We start from the raw sequence: 17,766 nt of genomic DNA, 5'->3' as shown, positions 1-17,766 counted from the left end.
CTAGTTTTGGGGGTTATCGAGGGTGAACGAACAGTTGTCGGGCTGGCTGTCCGTACATATGTAGATTTGCTGGTCAAACGGCCCACGGGCCGGCACCCAGTGGGTGGAATCACTCAGTGACATACTGGGGCGTGGCTCGGGCGCCTGGAACCTGAGGTTGACCCACTGGTTGTTGGCCGCCTTGTAGGTGCAGTATTCCAGATGCCCTCGCCTGCGCTCCCCGGCCTCGGTCGGCGTAAAAACGGCGCCGACAAACGTGTCCACAAAGCCCGGAAACTCAACCTTGGGGCTTTTCCAGACGCCGTTGTCACTTTGCAAATAACCACCCGTGCGCTTGATCGACGAGGGATAGGGGCAGCCGAACTCTGCGCTGGCATCAGCGATCGGAAAAACGCCTAGTAAACATAGAATGACTACCCGGCTGATCATGTGTCATTCCAGTGCGCTGCTGAGGTATTGCCACTTAGTTAAGTCCGAGAAGGGTGCGCAAGATAGCTGTGAAATATGACAGTGGAGACAAACGGTCGCCCACAAAAAACGGCGCTTTGCGCGCCGTTTAAAGGAATAGATGTTTACCGGTGCCCGCCGCGGCCCCGGCCATGTTCGCCACCACGGCCGTCTCCTCGCCCATGACCACTGTAGCCGCGGTGATCGCCCCAACCCTGGTTTGGGTAGGGCCGGTAGCCCGCTCTTGGCCCCGCTGGGTAGTAACGGGGTGCCGGCTGGTAATAACGAGGCGCGGAATAGTAGCGCGGGGGCGGTGCGTAATAGCCGCGCCGATACTGGTAAGACGGCCCGCCGCCGTAGTAATAGACCGGCGCCGGCGCGGTGTAAACTTCGGATCGATAGTAGCTGGAGCCTCCATCGTAATAGGGCACACAGGCAGAAAGGGTCAAGCCGAGCACAGCGGTGAGGAGCAATCGACGATACATGGCGGCCTCCTGGACCGCGGAAGAGCCCACACCAGCGACGCTGGAGGGCGACACACAGCCTTCGCTGAATGACGAAATATCTGACATCAAAAACAGAATCTGGTGCGACCTGGACATAGATTGAAACATCTGTGGCGCAATAAACCGCCCAGGGCTGTATCGTGCCAGGTATACCGGGTTTCACCGCAATCTCGACTGAATCACGCCTGAACCGACCGATGACCACTCCCACACTTTGCCCGGCCTGCGGCGCCCGCAACGACTGCACCCTGGCCGACCCACGCACCGCTGACCGCGCCTGCTGGTGCTACAGCGTCACCATCGACCCCAAGGTGCTCGAAGCCCTGCCGATGGCGCTTCGCAACAAGGCTTGCCTGTGCCCGCGCTGTGCCCAGGTCGATGCCCAATTGCGCGGGGCCGAGCCCCAGTAATGCGCATCGACCGATTTCTCAGCAACCTGCCGCGCTTCAATCGCCAGCAGGTGCGCCTGCTGCTGGCTGAGCGGCGGATCCAGGTGGATGGACAGCCGGTAAACGATCCACGGCATGACGTTCGCGAGTTCAGCCGGGTGGAATGTGATGGCCAACTCCTGCAAGCCGGCAAACCCGCGCGGTACTTCATGCTGCATAAGCCGCCTGGCTGCGTGAGTGCCACCGTCGACCCGCAACACGCCACCGTCCTCGACCTGCTGGATGAACCCGACAAGGGCGACCTGCATATCGCCGGCCGCCTGGACTTCAACACCACTGGCCTGCTGCTGCTCACCAATGACGGCCAGTGGTCGCGACGCCTGACCCAGCCCCAGACCAAACTGCCCAAGGTCTACTACGTCGAGACCGAACAGGAGATTGGCCCGGACTATGCCGCAACGTTCAGCGCCGGCCTGTACTTCGCCTTCGAGGACCTGACCACCCAACCGGCCGATCTGCAGGTGCTGGGCCCCAAAAGTGCGCGCCTGAGCATCATTGAAGGGCGTTATCACCAGGTCAAGCGCATGTTCGGGCACTTCAACAACAAGGTCACGCGCCTGCACCGCGAGCGCATGGGGCCGCTGGTGCTGGATGAACAGCTCGCCCCCGGCCAGTATCGGCCGCTGACCGAGGCTGAAATCCGCCAGATATGACCGTTGGGCCGGTGATCGGCAAAACTCCAGCGTGAAACTGGCGACCTGGCCCGCCTCCTGCTTGAATCAAATCGCCAGCCGCAATCTGACTGGCAAGTCACAGCCTCTTCCAAGAAACACATTGCCTGCCCGCACTCCCTTGATTGCAGGCGTTGCAGGCAAGCTGCCCGCCATAACAACACCCGTCGGCGAGTTTCATCGGACCGACATGGGCCTCCCTTCCAGGCGTATGCCTACCTGTCACAAAGCTCGTGCAGAGTGATCTGCGCGCACCACCCGCTTGCCAGGAGTCTTACGACATGAGGCCAGAAATCGCTGTGCTGGATATACAGGGTCAGTATCGGGTTTACACGGAGTTCTATCGCGCGGAGGCTGCTCAAAAGACCATCATCCTGGTCAACGGCTCCATGGCCACCACCGCGTCTTTTGCCCAGACCGTGAAAAGCCTGTATCCGCAGTTCAACGTGGTTTTGTACGATCAGCCCTACGCCGGTCGCTCCAAAGCCCACAACCGTCATGAGCAAATGCTGACGAAGGACAGTGAAGGCCAGATCCTCCTGGAACTCATCGAGCACTTCGCCGCCGAACATGTGCTGTCCTTCTCCTGGGGCGGTGTCGCCACCCTCGTCGCCCTTGCCCAGCGGCCTCGGCGAGTGGAAAAGGCCGTCATCAGCTCGTTCTCTCCGGTGATCAACGCGCCGATGCGCGACTACCTGGAGCGCGGCGTCGACTACCTCGGCAGCCTCGACCGCCACAGCGTCGGGCACCTGGTCAACAGCACCATCGGCAAACACCTGCCGCCGCTGTTCAAGCGCTTCAACTATCGGCACGTCAGCACCCTGGCCGAGCACGAGTATGGGCAGATGCACTTCCACATCAGCCAGGTCCTCAACAGCGACCGCCAGTGCTACCTCAAGGCTGCGCGGCAGATCGACATTCCGGTGTTGTTCTTGAATGGCGAATGGGACGAATACACCAGCGCCGAGGATGCCCGACTGTTTGGCCAGCATGTGGCCAACAGCAGCTTTGGCACCATCCAGGCCACCGGGCACTTCCTGGACATGGAGCACAAGGCCGCGTGCAACGACAGCCGGAAGGCATTGATGGGCTTTTTGAAACCGCAACAGTCGGTGAGTCGACTGCGGTATCACCAGGGGCAGGCTGTGCATGCACTGGCGATTTAAAGGCTGGACCCTGGGCGGGTATGACGCTGTGTCGCTGCCCAGGGTTGGCTGAAAGTTTGGACGGACGCTCGCAACTTGCACATTTTTCAAAGAAAAACTTCAAATCGCCGCGCACATCTGGTACAAAGTCAGCCGCTTTGAGCGGGTATAGTTTAGTGGCAAAACGAAAGCTTCCCAAGCTTTAGTTGAGGGTTCTTATTGGACACCCGTCTTTGGTGCATGGTAAAAACGCGTAATGCGGGTATAGTTTAGTGGTAAAATGAAAGCTTCCCAAGCTTTAGTTGAGGGTTCGATTCCCTCTACCCGCTCCACCTTCTAGCCAGTGTTTCCGGGCCTTCCAGGGGATCCCCCCCAATCAGGAAGCCCCTCCAAGCCTCATGGCAACGCCTCGATCCCAGCTCCCCAGTACCTCCCCTAGAGTCACCAAAATTTGGTGCACCGTCGACGCCGTCCAGAATGACGAATCGACAGATCATCGCCCTCCTCGTGCCACCCAATAAACCCCAAAAAGCTCATTTCGTACCTAGCCTGGATCGCCGACAAGCTCATCATCGTGCGCTCAAGAATGCAGTCCCGGAATGCTACCCAGGAAGACGATCCAGAACTCCCGAGAGGGAGTGAGCGGTATGGCCAGCCCTCCCCCTCAAAAAATCACCTGGACGTATACAGGGCTCGAAACGACCACCAGCATCCATTCCAATGTTCAGTCGATCCCCATCTTCCGTCCGAGCTCCTGACCACGATCACGATCGCGCTCACGTTGGCGGTAACGCTTTACAAAGCTGGCTTCGATCAGCTCTTCGACTCCCAACCCAAGTCCGCAGTTTACCAACGACGCCATAGAACTATCGCTCAGTGAAAAATCATTGGGAATGAAGCCAATATTCTCAACCCTGTTCCTATCAAGTTCTGCCTCAAATGCTTTCAAGAAGTCAGCCAGCCCAGGGCGACGAGCTTCAGTTGCTGCACTTGCAGCGGAGTCATCAGCAACTGTTACTGCATTAGCCGCATTGATACCAATCTGCGCCACCACTTGAGTTATGGAAGGCCAATATTTGAGATCATACTGATAGGTCAACTTCTCCAACTTACCTTTCACGTGAGACCTGAAAAGCCCATTATCCTCAGAGGCTTCTTCAACGACATCCATAATATGGTAGTAGGTATCACTACTAAAACTGGACATCTCTTTAACCTCGGTGCGCCGCGAGAGCAACTCCGAGAGCAACTCTGAAACTTTTGCAATTCTCACATTCAACTCAGTGAGCATCTCCCGATCCTCGCGAGCTTCTTTGATCTTTCCAGGATTCCAGGAGTACACAGTGGTTGTGAAAACATCAAAGAATGAACTTAGCGCCCTAGGCTGTTCTGCCAGCGTGGCGTGCAGCTCGACGTAGACATCAGCAAGCTCAGTGGTGCGTCCCAGCAGACTCTCGATGATTCGGTTGATACTGCGCCAGGTACCGTTTTCCTCATTATATTTAAAGTCCTCACGCAATATGCTTTCACACACATCGATTGCAGTGGCACGACCTTTAACATCCATTTTAGAAACCTCTATTAATTGATAATCAGATGATAAAGTCTCAGCCGTGAGGTGTCGGTACCTATCCGAAAAAAAACCTTTCCGTCATGGGTACCCTCAGCGCGCCCCACCAAACGTCAAGCCTGAGCAGAGCATCAAGCCCAAGTATCAAGCCAAAACCAAAGCTGAAGCGGCAGATGATGAAATAACGTTCTTGTCCAAATAATCCGAAAACAACTAACACCAAGCCCCGCAGCCCAAGCAGCTTTACTTTACACCCCAGTAAAGTTAATTAGGCGAAACATGGGTGGCGGATCGCATCTCTTTCAGTAACACTTAACCGACTCTACATAGGTAACTGATATGAATGTGGCCACCTCCTCCCCCGTCGACGACTTGCTCAACCCAGGCGAAAGCGCATCACGCCCAGTCCGGATTCTAGCGGCTGCGGGCAGGATGTTCATTGAGCACGGGTACGAAGGAGCCAGCATGGAGGAGATCGCCAAGGCTGCAGCGGTGACCCGCCAGACTCTGTATAACCGCTTCCCCGATGGCAAGGAGTCGCTTTTCGTGGCGGTGGCAGAGCGGATGTGGAAAGCCTTCCCCGTCATGAACGTTGCAACAGATGAGCGCGCGCTGTCCGACCCGAGGAGAGGCCTCATGCAGATCGCCACCGAGTTCGCGTGCTTCTGGTCTGGCCCGACAGCCGCCGACTTCCTACGCATGGTCATCATGGAAGGCAGACGATTCCCTGTGCTGTCCAGCCGATTTGACGAGGTTATCCAAGCGCCGGCAATGACCGTCATCAGCGACTACCTGGCCGAACTGGCACGCAGAGGTACCTTGGCAGTTCAAGAGCCTGAAACTGCCGCCTGCGACTTCATGGAGATGCTCGATGGTCGGGTTCTCTGGAAACAGGTCAGAGCCAACAGCGAGCCGCTTGCCCGCGAGGAGATCGAGCAGATCGTGGAGCGCACCGTGGACGCCTTCCTGCGATCGCTCCGGCACTGAAATCCTAGAGATCAGCGAAAGGCCTGCAACACCCGCAAAAACCGGAAAACTTGCCAAAACACCCGAACACGCACGATCAGTCCACACACCGCAGGCCTAGAGGCTTCTAGAGCCACGCGCCCCGAACCCTGACGCCACAGACCACAGACCTAAACTCAATCAGAAATCCCCATCCAGCAGCCCCTCCATACCTGCTGGAAGCGAATGCGCGCTACTTGGTGGAGTCAGCAACGGCAACAGCTTGTCCTCCGGCAGCGCCTGATCATCTGTGTCGTACTTCACCTGCCGGATCCCGTGGTAGACGAGGCTGTCACTGACATACTCGATGCAAGGCCCATCGGACTCCTTGGGGCCTCTGACCATATAGCCGTTCCGAACCCTTCCCATCGAAGCGGTAGCATCGCAGGCGACGTGCGAGAACAGCACAATGTTGCTGCCGGCGCTCTCCTGCACGGATTTGAAGATCACACCATCAATACGGGGCTTACAGTGGGTGGCCAGGTACTCAGCGATGACTTGAGTAGTTAGATAGTCGCGCTCTGCTCCAGGAAGCACCGGCACCGTGATTGCGTCATGCAGATACCTCAGGAAATCCCGCCGCCCTACCTTCGAATGGTATTTGGAGTCAAAGAAGCTTGGCATGGGCCCTAGATCTGCTTTTTCAAAGCGTCCGAAATCCAACACCTTGACCTCCCTGACCAACCTGAATTCGCCACTCACGACGGTGCCGCCAACCGGGGGACGGAGCTCAGCGACACAGGTCTTGCGCTCGAATGCTCCGTAGAAGGCAGGAACACCTGCAGGGTTCATCCTGCCCTCTCCAGCTCGCTCCTTCGGGGGAGCTCCGAGATTACGCGCAGGGTTGGCTGTGATCTCGGAAACACTCTCGCCGCCCATGCAGGTTCGGGCGCGGAAGATCGACGGAGAGTTTTCAGGCGTGAGCAACCGCACCACGGCATTTTCATCGGACGAGGCTGAGTACTTATCCAGATCTTTGAAGATCCAGCCCAAGAACGCCTTGGCGCTGTCGTTGAAGAAGCGTATTCCATGCTTCATACCTTCCTGGAACTCGCACCATTGGTGGCCGATGTCATTCAAGCTGAAACGTTGTCTGGAGTACTGAATGTCGTCACTGTATGACGTCAGGCGCCGGCTCACTGCAGCCACGATCGGCTCGATGTTGTCGCAGCCAAAGATTTCGCTTACCCAGTGTTCGATGCTCTCGCCTTCTTGATGGTCAATCCGACCACCGTTCCAACGCCAAACGTGATCACCCTCTGTGATGTAGGTACCAAGGATTTCGGTGACACGAGAGACGATCTCAGCGAGTGGCACGCACTTGCGTTTCGAGTTGCAAAGGCTGCACTGAGCGGAGGCCCCACTGCGCTGGATCTGCCGCCCTAGAAAGCGGTCGTGCACGCACTGATAACACACTCCCTTGGTAGCCTGTCCGTCTTTCACATTTTCCATTCGCATGGTGCTGGCAGTACCTGAACCTGTTCATCAAGGGGGCATGATGACTGAAGCGCCGCGATTGGAATACCATCCAAAACGGCTCAAGGCCCAAATTGCTCTGGAATAACGCCGCCCTCAACATCGGACAGGGTGTCCTCTAATGCGCTGCCAGATACCCAATCCGGACGCTGCCATACTCCAGACATTGAGCCCACTCAAGGAATCGGCATGCTGATCGAGTTCGACCTCAACCATAATGACGCGCAAGCCCTGTTGCGCCACTGCACAGAACACAAGCCAAACTCTGAGGATTTTCGAGAAAATGCTCGCCTAAGGGAGGCTTTGGAAACGCTCGCGGAGGCGATCAATGACGCGATGAGTCCAAGCAAGGACGGCCCGGAGTCGTCGGAAACGATTGATCCACGGCTGCTTGATGCAGCGATGGCAATCTTCGGCGACAAGAAAAGTGCGGTGGACTGGCTATCGCAACCCTTACGAGCGTTGGGAGCGAAACGCCCGAGGGATGCCCACATCGACGACGCCTTGACACTTCTTGCGCGCATTGAGCATGGGTTCGGTGCCTGAAAGCATTGCGAGGTCTGCAGATCACCCCGCAGGCCCATTAAGTGATTCAGGGAGGTTGCACAGGATGGCCAAGAAGCCGAAGTTCTACGCTGTTGTCCACGGACGGAAACTCGGGATTTTCAATAGCTGGGAAGGTGGGGCTCGCTTGTCCATTGACCGTTTTCCGGAAGCGAAACACCAGTCGTTCGCAACGCTTGAGCTCGCTGAGGAGTGGTACCGCCAGAACACCCCCACGCCAGGCTCGAACCACTCACCGGTTCTTCACTTCAGCACGCAAGCGTCCGCGCAACTGCCGACCGTCATTCCACAACAGCCTCAACAGCCGACCTTGGACGGCGTGGTTGCCAAGGACTACGTCGTCTACCTGATCATCGATCCGGTAACAGAGGAGCCGTTCTACGTAGGGCAGACAGGCGACTTCGAAGCCCGGCAGCGAGGCCATCTTGGGAAAGCCAACCATGACTGCAAACGCGCGGCAGCCAAGATCGCCCAGATACTCGATGACGGGATGACCCCAGCATTCAAAGTTGTAGAAACCTGCGAATCTGAAGAGGCCTCTTTGGAGGCCGAGACACGCTGGATCGAGCACTGTACCGCCAGGGGTATCACGGTTTGGAACCGCACGAGGGAGCATCGCCAAATCCAAGCATTACACATGAAGCCCAGAATCGAGTTTGATCGAATTATCGGGGACGGCCCCTTCACCCTCGGCCCCTACCCATACGACTCCAGGTTTGAGCTGAAGAGCAAGCTCAATGCCTTCTTGGCCAAGTCTGCCCAAGGTGCGATAAAGCTGGGCATGGCCACCGAGAAGCTCAGGTTGATCTGGAAACTCACCCGCCAGGCAGGGGAAGTCAGCGAATTTCGCATCGTCAAGAACGCATCCAAGCATCAGCTCGAAGCAGTCCTCGTGTCCGGATCAACCGTGAACTTTGACTACGGCGCCGCGATCGACCGCCTCCCCTGACCTGCTGCAACCAGGTGACGAGAGCCCCCTCCAGCACCGGATCCGAGCGCATAGAAGAAGCGCACCTGATGCACCTCAGTCACCTCCTCCAAAGACCGGATTATCCAAGCCCAAGAAATCCGCCATCCAAGTTCGCTCCTCGTCACTGGGCTCGTAAGAATAAGCAGTCTTACCCTCAACTTGTTCAGGCAGTTCACGCCAATATCTTGGTTCAGCCACACCGTCCAAAAACACCAGCTCGCAGGACACATAGCACATCCATATCCCTGCCGTCAGAAATTGAATATTCAACTGTAACGATTCTTCATCGCCTGTGTATTCGCGGATGGGCGTGAACTGCTTATGCAAAGTTCCAATATGTGTGAACTCTCGACTCAGCAAGCCGTAGATGTGGCCGAATGGAGGGAAGACGCGCTTGGCACTGGAAACGGCGCGCGGAGACTCAAATTTGTGCTCTTGGTACTTTTGAAAGTCTTCCGGAAATTGCATGAGATGCAGGGCTACGGCCATGGTTTCAATGGCTGAGCGCACGACCGGCCCAGGCTGCAAAACGAAGCCACCACGAAGCATATAGGCCGCACCAACCATGGAGTTCAGGGCATTGGAGAGGAGTTCTGCACACGCCATGCGAAGCTTATCTTCGTTGCGTTCGGCCCTGAACATCCCCGAAGCCCAGATAGCGGAGCAATGGGTAAAAAGTGCACTCATTTTTTCAAGGTCAGCACTATGTAGCGCATCAAAACTTTTAGCAATTCTATCAGCGTCGCGAGTTATTTGATTAATGAGCATTGACCTACGAAACTCGTATATCTTCTCGTTAGCTGGATCAAAAACCACTGCACAAGTATCAGGATGCTGTTCCCACATAGATCATTCCTTGTTCGTTAAGAGTCTTCAACCTGCGACGCTGATACCTTTAATCCGCCAACCCATGTGAGCGAACCGGCTCAGGCAATAGGGTGCTGAAGCCAATAAGAATAAATTGCGCAATCAATATCAGCAGTACCCGTCCTGTGAAGCATAGCTCGCAACCCAAGACAGTTTCCCCGTTGCCCTCTGTACAATGACTTCCATCAGGGCAGCCGAAAAAATCCCCCTCATGGTCAAGCCTAGCAAGTTGACAAGCCTGACAAGCCTGTCAAATTGGCAAGTCCCTGAGTGTTGATCAGCACCAGAAGCGATGCTACCGTACCGACCACGGTCTTCCTGGATCGAGCGGTCGGCATGCAAAGCCTTTGCGCCTCAGGTGTTTCTCCCTTCTTTCGCACGCACTTCGACAATTGTCAGCGGGCAGCCGACACCGTGACATTGGAGAATTGCCATGCGCGTTCCGGTCTATCCCGAAGATCTGCTCCCCCAAGCCGCCTTCAAAAGACTCGCCAAACTCATCCAGAAACGGTGGCCAGGCCAATCACCCGTCCAGCTCTCTTTTGCCCGAGAGACCCTGTCCAAGGGACTAGGGTATGCCAATTACCACGATCTCATGAAAGAGTCCGTCAACTGGCCTCAGTATGCAGAAACGCCTGCCCTGAGTACCACGCACACCCAGCTCGCGGCTGAGATTTCTTCGGTATTGGCCTTGGCCAACGACACCTCAGTACCGCGCAGCGCGCTTGACCCTTTTGTCGAGACGCTCCCGTTGAAAGTGCTTAGCACGTTCAAGGGGGCTGCCTCACGAGGCGTGGAAGTGACCAAGAGCCCAATGCCTGATTTAGACCAGACTGAAATCTGTCCTGTGAACACCACCGCCCCAGAGTCAGAAGTCCCGCGCTACACGTGTCCACCTATAACGCACAAGCCATCGAAGCTCCAGGCCATTTCGTTGGGACTGGATATCTTCACTCACAGTGATGCGATCAAGCGGATCGTTGAAAACTCAGGAAGCCTTCGCGACCGGAGCCTTTTTGCATTGCTGGAGACAGGGCTTCGGGGGCACGTCATCCTTGGTACCAAGGTTTCCCAGGTTGTCAGCTTGAAAACCCAAATGCCTTCGAGCAAAGAGATATCCATTGAGATCACGAAAGCGAAACCACCACTAACTCTTGCGAACACAGCTGTAATCGAGAAGTACATTAGGGAGGAAAATCTCTCTGCCGATGACTATCTCTTCCCGAGTGATGACCGGAAGCAACCCATGTCGACATCGCAACTGCTTCGGATTTTTCAGTCGTGGGAACGAGGGGCTCAACTCCCCCGCTCAACACTCACGCCGAGCACCTTGAGACGGGCAGCTATGGCACAGCTAGCAGCGTCCACCCCACCGCAACAGCCTGGCAAGCGAATCGCCGGTCAGCTGGGTCACTCCTCCAGTTCCATGGCCGAACACTACGTTTCACTCACTACGACAGGCGCTGATGCCTCCTTGAAGACTGCCAAGTAAACCGGGAAAGCCTCTGAGTCTTGAAAGACCCAGGAGCACACGGGAAGGCCGTGAGGACTAGCATGGACGACCCACATCTAACAGCATGCTAGGCCTGGGCACATAGAGCTGCGTGGAGCGCTTCAATCGGCGAGCCTTGGGGTAGTGACTTCCAAGGCTCGTTACGAGCGATACGTTACTCGTTGTCTCCGAACGTCAGATCCAACGCAGTCTCCCACGCTTCGCCTTGCTCAAGCGTTGCCACCTTTCTGATGAACTCATCAATGATGGCTTCCTGCTCATCCTCGGTCTGTGCAGCTCCGAGCTTGCCGTCCAATTCTTGAGTGAGTCGGCTGCGATTTTCTGCATGGCTTTCGATGCTCCACTGCTCAAGCACACGATCCAATGCGGCTTTGTTTGCAGCCATCGTGCATGAGTGTTCCGCCCTGAACGATTGCGGTGTCCTCGGGAGGTAGCCAGAGGGTGCTATCCCCTCGATCACGAACCGAGCAGGGCTCATTGATCGAGGATTGATGGCTAAACCTCGGAAGGGAATGCCCGTGGCAGGGCCGAGCACGACCGAGAACCGCCATCCGCCGAAAATCTCAATGAAGGCCACGATAAGGTCACCGACTTCAGTGACAATCAACGAATGCTCAAATCCCGAGAGCTCTGCGCCAATGCACTTATGATGGGGCTCGATCTTCGAGATGGTTGGCCACGGGTTGACGAAATCCCACCCGCAGAACTCGTTGATGGCCGGCTCGCCACAGATGATCGCGTCTCTCACATCAGGATCTATGACTGCGCGGGCCCGCTCATTGCCGTACAGCAGCACAAAGCCTGCAACAGCCGACTTTGCGATGCATTTCCACACCTTTATGCCATCAAACTTCGAGCCCAACTTGATTGGCGGCACTTTCCGCTCAATCATCATCGCGTTCGAGAAATCCGCCTGCAGCTTGCGCTTGTTCAGGATTGATTGTACCCGCTTGGCCTCGGCTTCATTCGGGACAGTCAGGTTCAAGACACTCCCAACCTGGAGGTCGCTCGGCACCTTAGGTGGCCTGATGAAGGGTATGAACCCAGGGGCTAGATCGAACGATGCCCCCTCTTCCAACACACCTGCATTCGCGATCGTGGGCGGAGGCTTTTTCCGACCTGTCCAGATTTGGAGACCATTTCGGACATGCTCAAAGGCATCAGCCAGGGCGTCATCAATCTTGCCAGTCTCTTGGCCTGCAAAAGCATTGTTGCATTTCGTGCAGGTGGCGCGGGGGGTAATCAGACGGCCCCCTAAAGCGGACAGAAAGATGTGTTCATCGCTACCAGGGTTCAAGTCGACATCGCAGAATAAGCACTTTTCCATTTTTGAGAGGCTTCCAGGTACGGAGTGATCAGTGAAACGAGACTCGGAGCTGTCCTTTTACGATGCGGCTCAGCTAAGCCCATTAGGCCCGAATACACGGTATCATTTCTGACCGCACGGGCAGTCGCCCTCGTTGATCAAGGCGCTCAAATGCCCGTCAAATTTGTCCTCTTCGATGCCTTCGGCACGCTTGTCCGCATCCCCAAAGCCACCCACCCCTATCGTCAAATTCTCAAGGAGGGCATCCGCCAGGGTCGCAGGCCGCGACCAGATGACCTTCACCACATCATGGCTCGTGCTCTGAGCCTGAGCGATGCGGCAGATCACTTCGGGATCAAGATTCCTGCAGATCGCATGGCCGAGATTCACGGTGCCTTGGAAGCAGAGCTGGACAGTATCGAAGCCTTCGAAGATGGGATTCGAGCCGTCGACAGATTGCAGGCTGAGGGCATCAAGATTGCCATCGCGTCCAATCTAGCAGCCCCATACGCAGAGCCTGTCCGGCGCCTGTACCCAACCATGGATGCCTATGGCTTCAGCTTCGCTGTTGGAGCCCTGAAACCCCAGCCATTTGTGTATCGAGCCACCTGCGAACTCATGGGGGCAGAGACCAGCGATGCCTATGAAGAAAACGCTGTGCTGATGATTGGCGATTCAGAAAAGTGTGACCGTGACGGCCCTATGGCCGTGGGCATTCGGGGATTTCTGCTGAACCGCAATGGGGGTAAAGATTTCACCAACCTCGATGAGTTTGCCGAATACTTATTGAAGGTGTCCCGCCCCATCGCTTAGCTCGGAACAAGCGTGCCCAGATGCACAAATTTATCTTCGCGATCTGGGCTCGGGAAACCCTGACTGCTCGTTGATGAACAGTCGTGGCGTTTCAAAAGCGTGATGCGCATCACAAAAATCCCGATATTTCTGATATTTTGGTTAAAAAACAACCAGACAGCCTGGAGCTAGGGACTTCCCTATCGGAGTAGCCATGGCGCATAAAATGGGTGCCGGCGTGCATCGCTCAAGGCTCATTTCACCGAATGGGGGGTCGGTGACCTTTCAGGTAGAAAACACGCCAGCCTGTGTGGTATTGATTCATCGTGCTCTGATTGAGGCATGGATTGACGCCGCGATGTGACCTTTCCTCAGGGAAGCAATTTGCGATATCAATAATTTTCGATGTGCATACTAAGGATGGAATAATGTCTATTGGTGAGATGGGTGTTCTGGAAAATGGAAACCTTCGAATAAACTCAAGTGATCACGGGCCTGTTACGCTCACTCGCTGGACGATCCAGCCGCTGAGCCTTGATGACTTAAATCGTTACAGAAATAACCAATCTATCGAGATCCTATTCACAGATCTTAGCGTTTTGGAAGACGGCCACATTACTGAAATCAAAGTAACCAGCCAGATTCCCGACCTGCTTCAGTCATACTGCTTGGTGAAGGGAGGGTGGTTGCCACCTAGTTTCGGAATGCTGAATCGCTTTATATTTGCCGATCGAAACTTCATAAGCAGGATAGGCAATTACTTCGAAAATAATCTAGCAAAGAAAGAAAGCCTCGCTGGATGGTTCGATGATTTAAGGCACTTCAATCTTAGCATCGATCTACTTCCATATGCGATGGAGGCGAACACGCAGCAATTCCCTTCAAAAGAAGAAATTGCAAGCCAGGTTAAAGAGGCCAGAGAAAAGCTTCAGCAGGCGGCGCCTGGCGTTCGTATTACACAGTATCCCGAACCTGTCGAGGATTACGCTTGGCGGCTTATGGATCACATGCGACCAAGCATTGAAAACCGTATGGCCTTTCTCATCGAGGTAGCGCCTCACGTCAAACCCTGCATCGCTACTGATAAAGTTTTGGAGCGCTGGAAAAACATTGCAGCGATAGCAGAAAAGTATGATTTGAAAACGGATATCGTGACAATTCTAGCGCTGATTGGCGTATCTGCCCCGAAGAAGGACTCACCAGGCCTAGGCGTACTCAAGATCACTGATCCGTATTTGGAAAAGTCAGCTTACAACGCCTGCCTAGACATCGCCATCATGGAAGTGTTTTTGAACCTACAGAAAAAAGACCCTGCAGGGCGCTATGCAATCATCACCAAAGATGCGCCTCTTGCTCGCTTTGGTGGTATTTTAAGTTCATTGACGTATGGCAAGTCAGAGAATGGTATCTTGAATATCACCACAAGCATTCCTGATGATCTCATTGAAAATAAGGATCCCGTGCTTCGCGCGGAATTTACAAGACTGCTTAGCGGCAAAGCCTAAGCGCCAAAACAGGAACGCCCGAGCAAATCGGGCGTTCCTTGTGCGCTGCCACTCAAGATTCCCTTCGAGAAGAAATGCCGAGGCCGAAGGTGCGGCAGGCGACGATGGTACGAACACCCACTCACAATACCTGGACGAGCATTACTGAGTCGCGATGTCAGCAGCCAAAGAAACTAGCGAACTACAATGCCATAGTCAGAAAAGTCACGGAGAATTCTTTTCCGGCTAAGCATCGCTGGCAGCTTGAACGTATTCCGATATCCATACCAGAATCCCATAGGAATGAGTATCAGCCCCACCCCATAAGTCGCCGTCGCAGCGATAACGCCCATTGGGATTGCCGCAATCGTCATTAAAATACCTTTCATAACTGTTGACCTGGCGATCAACTGCAGATCACTAAGGTCATATTCAACCTTTCCGCTAGCATTCTCGAATGCGATAACCACAATTGATTTCTTGGAAACATGCTTGTAAAACCATGTGCGTGGCACATTCATTGCCATCGCGCCATGTTGCCTCAAGTATTTCGGCATTACTACCTGCTTGAAGTAAAACGTCTGACCTTGTTCATCCTCAAGCCTAACCCGGCCATACAGTGCATCCAGGTCACCCGAGCCCTGCACATCATAGTTCTTCACTACTACTTTAATTTTCTTGAGGTCAGACATGGAACGTCCTTAATTCACTTGAACACAGGCCACCTACCCCACCGTTTTTTTGGCAGGAAAGGAAGCACTCTCAAAACTGATCATTTGCAGTTGCTAGAATGCCAACAGCGCTTGTCGAACTCAAGCACGCACATATAGCTTGCACTTAAAACATTGAGTCACTCAGTTCACTGGCAATAACAAAGTAGTCCGCACCACTTACACTTCGCATTAATTTGAATCCGCACCTGCGCTCAACCTCCTGCAGAGGGGGAGTTACTACAGTCATGGCATTTTCATTAACGCCCGACAAATCGTGAAAAACACTTGCCGCAAAGCGATCTCCTACCCTGGCCGCCCCGACCAAGTAGGCATCTACAGTCACACCCCAATCCAGATTTCGCGCCTGTACAACCTCGGTGGGAACAGTTTGATTAGGAGCCGAGCCACCTTCTTTGCCCCTGAACTCATACTTCAACATTGAACTCGACATCAGATCTCAATCTCAAAAAACGGATCGAAACCCGTAGGCTCATTTGGATAGCCTCGCGGATTTGAAATCAATCGGCAGCCGGCAAGTGTTACATCGACGGCATGGTGAGTGTGGCCGAATACCCATATGTCACTTTTCTCGATCAGGCTTGCCCACTCGTTGGTATAAGCGGCATTGAGATGCCCTTCATTTTGAGTTCCGGCCACAACCGAGGACGGGCAATGATGGGTCACGACAACCGTCTTGCCCTCATAGGGTTGATTCAATTGCTCAGTCAGCCACGCCTTGGCCAGCTGATTTCGGCTGACCAGATCATCTGGACGGATGCGACGGTAGTTACTATCTGTCCTGATCTGTTTGAAATCTGTCATCCACTCTCTCGCCATGTTGCTAGCGGCAACCTGGTCGCCAGTGCTCGTGAAGTCTGTCCAGCTCATCGTGCCAAGCACCCTGACGCCAGCCAACTCCAAGATCTGGTTTTCCAGAACATGCACGTGCGCCGCAGCGGCATCCCGCATCTTCTGCAGCGTGCGATCGAGATGACCGCCGTACAGCTCGTGATTACCCATGACGTAGGCGACCTTGCATTCGAACGACTCATTGGCCCACTGGACACCGCGAGTCTTTTTGTCGACGTCTCCAGCCAATATCACCAGGTCAACGCCTGAACAATCGGGGGGATTCCAAGGGTGAAATTCACGATGCAGGTCTGAGTAGATCCTGACTTTCAAACCTTCACCCTCCATAGGGTTTGCAACGACATAGCATAAGCAACTGACGATTTAACGGTTTATTGAACGCCGCTCCCACGCTGTCTTCCAAGGAAGCAAAGGCTTGGAGGGGTGCCAAGCTAATGACACCTCTCACAAGCCATCCATGACGTGGACGGCATAAGGCATCCACAGCGACGCGCATGATCGGTTTTATACACTATATGCTGTGTAACTGTACATCGCGCCGTGGCTACATCCTCAGTTTTAAGGGGATCTGCGTTGATAAGGCCGGCGCTTGCAGCAGTTATACGGACAGTCCGAGGAAGCTTGGGTCTGACCCAGGAAGGGCTGGGCCATGCTATCTCGCGCACCTACGCAGCGAAGATCGAGAATGCGGTCAGCTCCCCTACCCTCGACAAGTTCACAGAGCTCGCCGCCGCCCTAAACCTGAGCCCGGTTGCTTTGCTCTCCCTTGTCATTGCGACACGAGACAATGTCCCCACCTCGACCGTGCTGACAGAAGCAGCAGACCAACTGAAGGCGATAGAAGCGAAGATCAGCCCGAGCGATATCGCAGCGCAGTTGACCGGTAAAGAGATTGTGAAGCGCCCCGCCGCGCGCCCAGCCGATCCTCTGAAACTGCAGCAAGTGCTTGAGAGCAAGAATGCTGGGCTGACGAAAGCCGAAACCGCCAGGCAGCTTGGGATGAGCCGCTCGACGGTAGGCTTTCTATGGGATCGCTCCCCTACCACCGAAAACTAGGGGAATGTTGCTCAGGGCAATCAGGTATCCTTACCCCGTTCTGTAGCTTCGGTTATCGGTGGCCCTATATTTGGCGTACCGCTTTGGTGTTCACGAGCTTCAGCAGCCCAATGCCGAGAGTTGCTCATTGGGCTCTATCGCTCCTTGTTTGAATGGTATTCCCCGCTAACGATGCCTTGATCCGGGCCTTCCAGAATCTAGCCTACGGACGGTGTAAACCGAAAAAATGACCTGTAAACCATCTAGATTAACAAGTCATTTTCTGGGTTTACAGGTCGAGTTCGTTAGACTCGATTTGCGTCCAAACTGGGTCGCCAGCACTCACCAAATTTGGCTACCGCCCCGCTCACCTAGCGAACTTC

19 protein-coding genes and 1 tRNA gene are annotated in these 17,766 nt (G+C 54.7%); 11 read left to right on the top strand and 9 right to left on the bottom strand.

Annotated features, from left to right (window positions below):
- Both C5F71_RS19805 and C5F71_RS29410 read right to left on the bottom strand, forming a co-directional pair.
- Entirely contained in the window at positions 1 to 429 is a 429-nt protein-coding gene (locus C5F71_RS19805; RefSeq protein ID WP_029299095.1) for a DUF3757 domain-containing protein, read from the bottom strand.
- A gap of 143 nt (positions 430 to 572) precedes the next feature.
- A complete protein-coding gene (locus C5F71_RS29410) occupies positions 573 to 932 on the bottom strand; it encodes a hypothetical protein (protein ID WP_104911780.1) in 360 nt (119 codons plus the stop codon).
- Between the two features lie 218 nt (positions 933 to 1,150).
- Between C5F71_RS29410 and C5F71_RS19795 the strand changes: the two genes are divergently transcribed.
- From C5F71_RS19795 to C5F71_RS19780, 4 genes are all read left to right on the top strand, one after another.
- On the top strand, positions 1,151 to 1,363 hold the full coding sequence (locus tag C5F71_RS19795; RefSeq protein ID WP_029299097.1) for a cysteine-rich CWC family protein: 213 nt from the start codon (positions 1,151 to 1,153) through the stop codon (positions 1,361 to 1,363).
- Positions 1,363 to 2,055, top strand: coding sequence for a pseudouridine synthase (locus tag C5F71_RS19790; RefSeq protein ID WP_104911779.1), 693 nt, complete (start codon positions 1,363 to 1,365; stop codon positions 2,053 to 2,055). The genes C5F71_RS19795 and C5F71_RS19790 overlap by 1 nt, the downstream gene beginning before the upstream one ends.
- Before the next feature lie 299 nt (positions 2,056 to 2,354).
- Positions 2,355 to 3,239, top strand: a complete 885-nt coding sequence (locus C5F71_RS19785) for an alpha/beta fold hydrolase (protein WP_029299099.1) — start codon at positions 2,355 to 2,357, stop codon at positions 3,237 to 3,239.
- Positions 3,240 to 3,476: 237 nt separating this feature from the next.
- Positions 3,477 to 3,550, top strand: a tRNA-Gly gene (locus C5F71_RS19780).
- 392 nt (positions 3,551 to 3,942) lie between these two features.
- On the opposite strand, the gene C5F71_RS19775 is transcribed toward C5F71_RS19780, so the two are convergent.
- On the bottom strand, positions 3,943 to 4,785 hold the full coding sequence (locus C5F71_RS19775; RefSeq protein WP_104911778.1) for a hypothetical protein: 843 nt from the start codon (positions 4,783 to 4,785) through the stop codon (positions 3,943 to 3,945).
- A 468-nt stretch (positions 4,786 to 5,253) separates the two neighbouring features.
- Between C5F71_RS19775 and C5F71_RS19770 the strand changes: the two genes are divergently transcribed.
- Entirely contained in the window at positions 5,254 to 5,775 is a 522-nt protein-coding gene (locus C5F71_RS19770; RefSeq protein WP_236708733.1) for a TetR/AcrR family transcriptional regulator, read from the top strand.
- Between the two features lie 159 nt (positions 5,776 to 5,934).
- Here C5F71_RS19770 and C5F71_RS19765 read toward each other — a convergent pair whose 3' ends face one another.
- Positions 5,935 to 7,251: an RES family NAD+ phosphorylase gene (locus C5F71_RS19765; protein WP_056847368.1), complete on the bottom strand. Its 1,317-nt coding sequence runs from the start codon at positions 7,249 to 7,251 to the stop codon at positions 5,935 to 5,937.
- Positions 7,252 to 7,458: 207 nt separating this feature from the next.
- Between C5F71_RS19765 and C5F71_RS19760 the strand changes: the two genes are divergently transcribed.
- Entirely contained in the window at positions 7,459 to 7,815 is a 357-nt protein-coding gene (locus C5F71_RS19760) for an MbcA/ParS/Xre antitoxin family protein (RefSeq protein WP_094995180.1), read from the top strand.
- 64 nt (positions 7,816 to 7,879) lie between these two features.
- Positions 7,880 to 8,782: a viroplasmin family protein gene (locus C5F71_RS19755; protein WP_094995179.1), complete on the top strand. Its 903-nt coding sequence runs from the start codon at positions 7,880 to 7,882 to the stop codon at positions 8,780 to 8,782.
- Between the two features lie 75 nt (positions 8,783 to 8,857).
- Here C5F71_RS19755 and C5F71_RS19750 read toward each other — a convergent pair whose 3' ends face one another.
- The gene (locus tag C5F71_RS19750; RefSeq protein WP_056847371.1) at positions 8,858 to 9,649 is read right to left on the bottom strand and encodes a hypothetical protein; all 792 of its coding nucleotides are present in this window, start codon (positions 9,647 to 9,649) and stop codon (positions 8,858 to 8,860) included.
- A gap of 454 nt (positions 9,650 to 10,103) precedes the next feature.
- Between C5F71_RS19750 and C5F71_RS19740 the strand changes: the two genes are divergently transcribed.
- Complete coding sequence (locus C5F71_RS19740) at positions 10,104 to 11,162, top strand: tyrosine-type recombinase/integrase (RefSeq protein ID WP_104911777.1); 1,059 nt, start codon at positions 10,104 to 10,106, stop codon at positions 11,160 to 11,162.
- A 175-nt stretch (positions 11,163 to 11,337) separates the two neighbouring features.
- Here the strand turns inward: C5F71_RS19740 and C5F71_RS29405 are convergent, their stop codons facing one another.
- On the bottom strand, positions 11,338 to 12,168 hold the full coding sequence (locus C5F71_RS29405; protein ID WP_256588171.1) for a hypothetical protein: 831 nt from the start codon (positions 12,166 to 12,168) through the stop codon (positions 11,338 to 11,340).
- Between the two features lie 492 nt (positions 12,169 to 12,660).
- On the opposite strand from C5F71_RS29405, the gene C5F71_RS19725 reads away from it, so the two are divergent.
- Positions 12,661 to 13,302, top strand: coding sequence for an HAD family hydrolase (locus C5F71_RS19725; protein WP_104911776.1), 642 nt, complete (start codon positions 12,661 to 12,663; stop codon positions 13,300 to 13,302).
- A gap of 407 nt (positions 13,303 to 13,709) precedes the next feature.
- The gene (locus C5F71_RS19720; RefSeq protein ID WP_177410411.1) at positions 13,710 to 14,786 is read left to right on the top strand and encodes a hypothetical protein; all 1,077 of its coding nucleotides are present in this window, start codon (positions 13,710 to 13,712) and stop codon (positions 14,784 to 14,786) included.
- A 173-nt stretch (positions 14,787 to 14,959) separates the two neighbouring features.
- On the opposite strand, the gene C5F71_RS19715 is transcribed toward C5F71_RS19720, so the two are convergent.
- From C5F71_RS19715 to C5F71_RS19705, 3 genes are all read right to left on the bottom strand, one after another.
- A complete protein-coding gene (locus tag C5F71_RS19715) occupies positions 14,960 to 15,457 on the bottom strand; it encodes a hypothetical protein (protein WP_104911775.1) in 498 nt (165 codons plus the stop codon).
- A gap of 145 nt (positions 15,458 to 15,602) precedes the next feature.
- The gene (locus C5F71_RS19710) at positions 15,603 to 15,917 is read right to left on the bottom strand and encodes a hypothetical protein (protein ID WP_104912642.1); all 315 of its coding nucleotides are present in this window, start codon (positions 15,915 to 15,917) and stop codon (positions 15,603 to 15,605) included.
- A gap of 11 nt (positions 15,918 to 15,928) precedes the next feature.
- Positions 15,929 to 16,660, bottom strand: a complete 732-nt coding sequence (locus tag C5F71_RS19705) for a metallophosphoesterase family protein (protein ID WP_104911774.1) — start codon at positions 16,658 to 16,660, stop codon at positions 15,929 to 15,931.
- A 309-nt stretch (positions 16,661 to 16,969) separates the two neighbouring features.
- Here C5F71_RS19705 and C5F71_RS19700 point away from each other — a divergent pair, with 309 nt between their 5' ends.
- Positions 16,970 to 17,404 carry a helix-turn-helix domain-containing protein gene (locus tag C5F71_RS19700; RefSeq protein ID WP_256587937.1) on the top strand — a complete coding sequence of 145 codons (435 nt, stop codon included), beginning with the start codon at positions 16,970 to 16,972 and terminating at the stop codon, positions 17,402 to 17,404.
- Positions 17,405 to 17,766: the final 362 nt, after the last annotated feature.

Origin of the sequence: Pseudomonas sp. LG1D9, assembly GCF_002949995.1 — a bacterium.
Taxonomy (GTDB): domain Bacteria; phylum Pseudomonadota; class Gammaproteobacteria; order Pseudomonadales; family Pseudomonadaceae; genus Aquipseudomonas; species Aquipseudomonas proteolytica.
Note: the sequence above shows the minus strand (reverse complement) of the source record. Positions and strands in the feature narration are given on the sequence as shown.

Excerpts from the sequence above, each read along its gene's own strand:
- C5F71_RS19740 (WP_104911777.1), top strand. The coding sequence starts at position 10,104 with ATGCGCGTTCCGGTCTATCCCGAAGATCTGCTCCCCCAAGCCGCCTTC.
- C5F71_RS19805 (WP_029299095.1), bottom strand. The coding sequence starts at position 429 with ATGATCAGCCGGGTAGTCATTCTATGTTTACTAGGCGTTTTTCCGATC.
- C5F71_RS19770 (WP_236708733.1), top strand. The coding sequence starts at position 5,254 with ATGGAGGAGATCGCCAAGGCTGCAGCGGTGACCCGCCAGACTCTGTAT.
- C5F71_RS19715 (WP_104911775.1), bottom strand. The coding sequence starts at position 15,457 with ATGTCTGACCTCAAGAAAATTAAAGTAGTAGTGAAGAACTATGATGTG.
- C5F71_RS19775 (WP_104911778.1), bottom strand. The coding sequence starts at position 4,785 with ATGGATGTTAAAGGTCGTGCCACTGCAATCGATGTGTGTGAAAGCATA.
- C5F71_RS19785 (WP_029299099.1), top strand. The coding sequence starts at position 2,355 with ATGAGGCCAGAAATCGCTGTGCTGGATATACAGGGTCAGTATCGGGTT.
- C5F71_RS19790 (WP_104911779.1), top strand. The coding sequence starts at position 1,363 with ATGCGCATCGACCGATTTCTCAGCAACCTGCCGCGCTTCAATCGCCAG.
- C5F71_RS19725 (WP_104911776.1), top strand. The coding sequence starts at position 12,661 with ATGCCCGTCAAATTTGTCCTCTTCGATGCCTTCGGCACGCTTGTCCGC.
- C5F71_RS19710 (WP_104912642.1), bottom strand. The coding sequence starts at position 15,917 with ATGTTGAAGTATGAGTTCAGGGGCAAAGAAGGTGGCTCGGCTCCTAAT.
- C5F71_RS19755 (WP_094995179.1), top strand. The coding sequence starts at position 7,880 with ATGGCCAAGAAGCCGAAGTTCTACGCTGTTGTCCACGGACGGAAACTC.
- C5F71_RS19765 (WP_056847368.1), bottom strand. The coding sequence starts at position 7,251 with ATGCGAATGGAAAATGTGAAAGACGGACAGGCTACCAAGGGAGTGTGT.
- C5F71_RS19750 (WP_056847371.1), bottom strand. The coding sequence starts at position 9,649 with ATGTGGGAACAGCATCCTGATACTTGTGCAGTGGTTTTTGATCCAGCT.
- C5F71_RS19720 (WP_177410411.1), top strand. The coding sequence starts at position 13,710 with ATGTCTATTGGTGAGATGGGTGTTCTGGAAAATGGAAACCTTCGAATA.
- C5F71_RS19795 (WP_029299097.1), top strand. The coding sequence starts at position 1,151 with ATGACCACTCCCACACTTTGCCCGGCCTGCGGCGCCCGCAACGACTGC.
- C5F71_RS29410 (WP_104911780.1), bottom strand. The coding sequence starts at position 932 with ATGTATCGTCGATTGCTCCTCACCGCTGTGCTCGGCTTGACCCTTTCT.
- C5F71_RS19760 (WP_094995180.1), top strand. The coding sequence starts at position 7,459 with ATGCTGATCGAGTTCGACCTCAACCATAATGACGCGCAAGCCCTGTTG.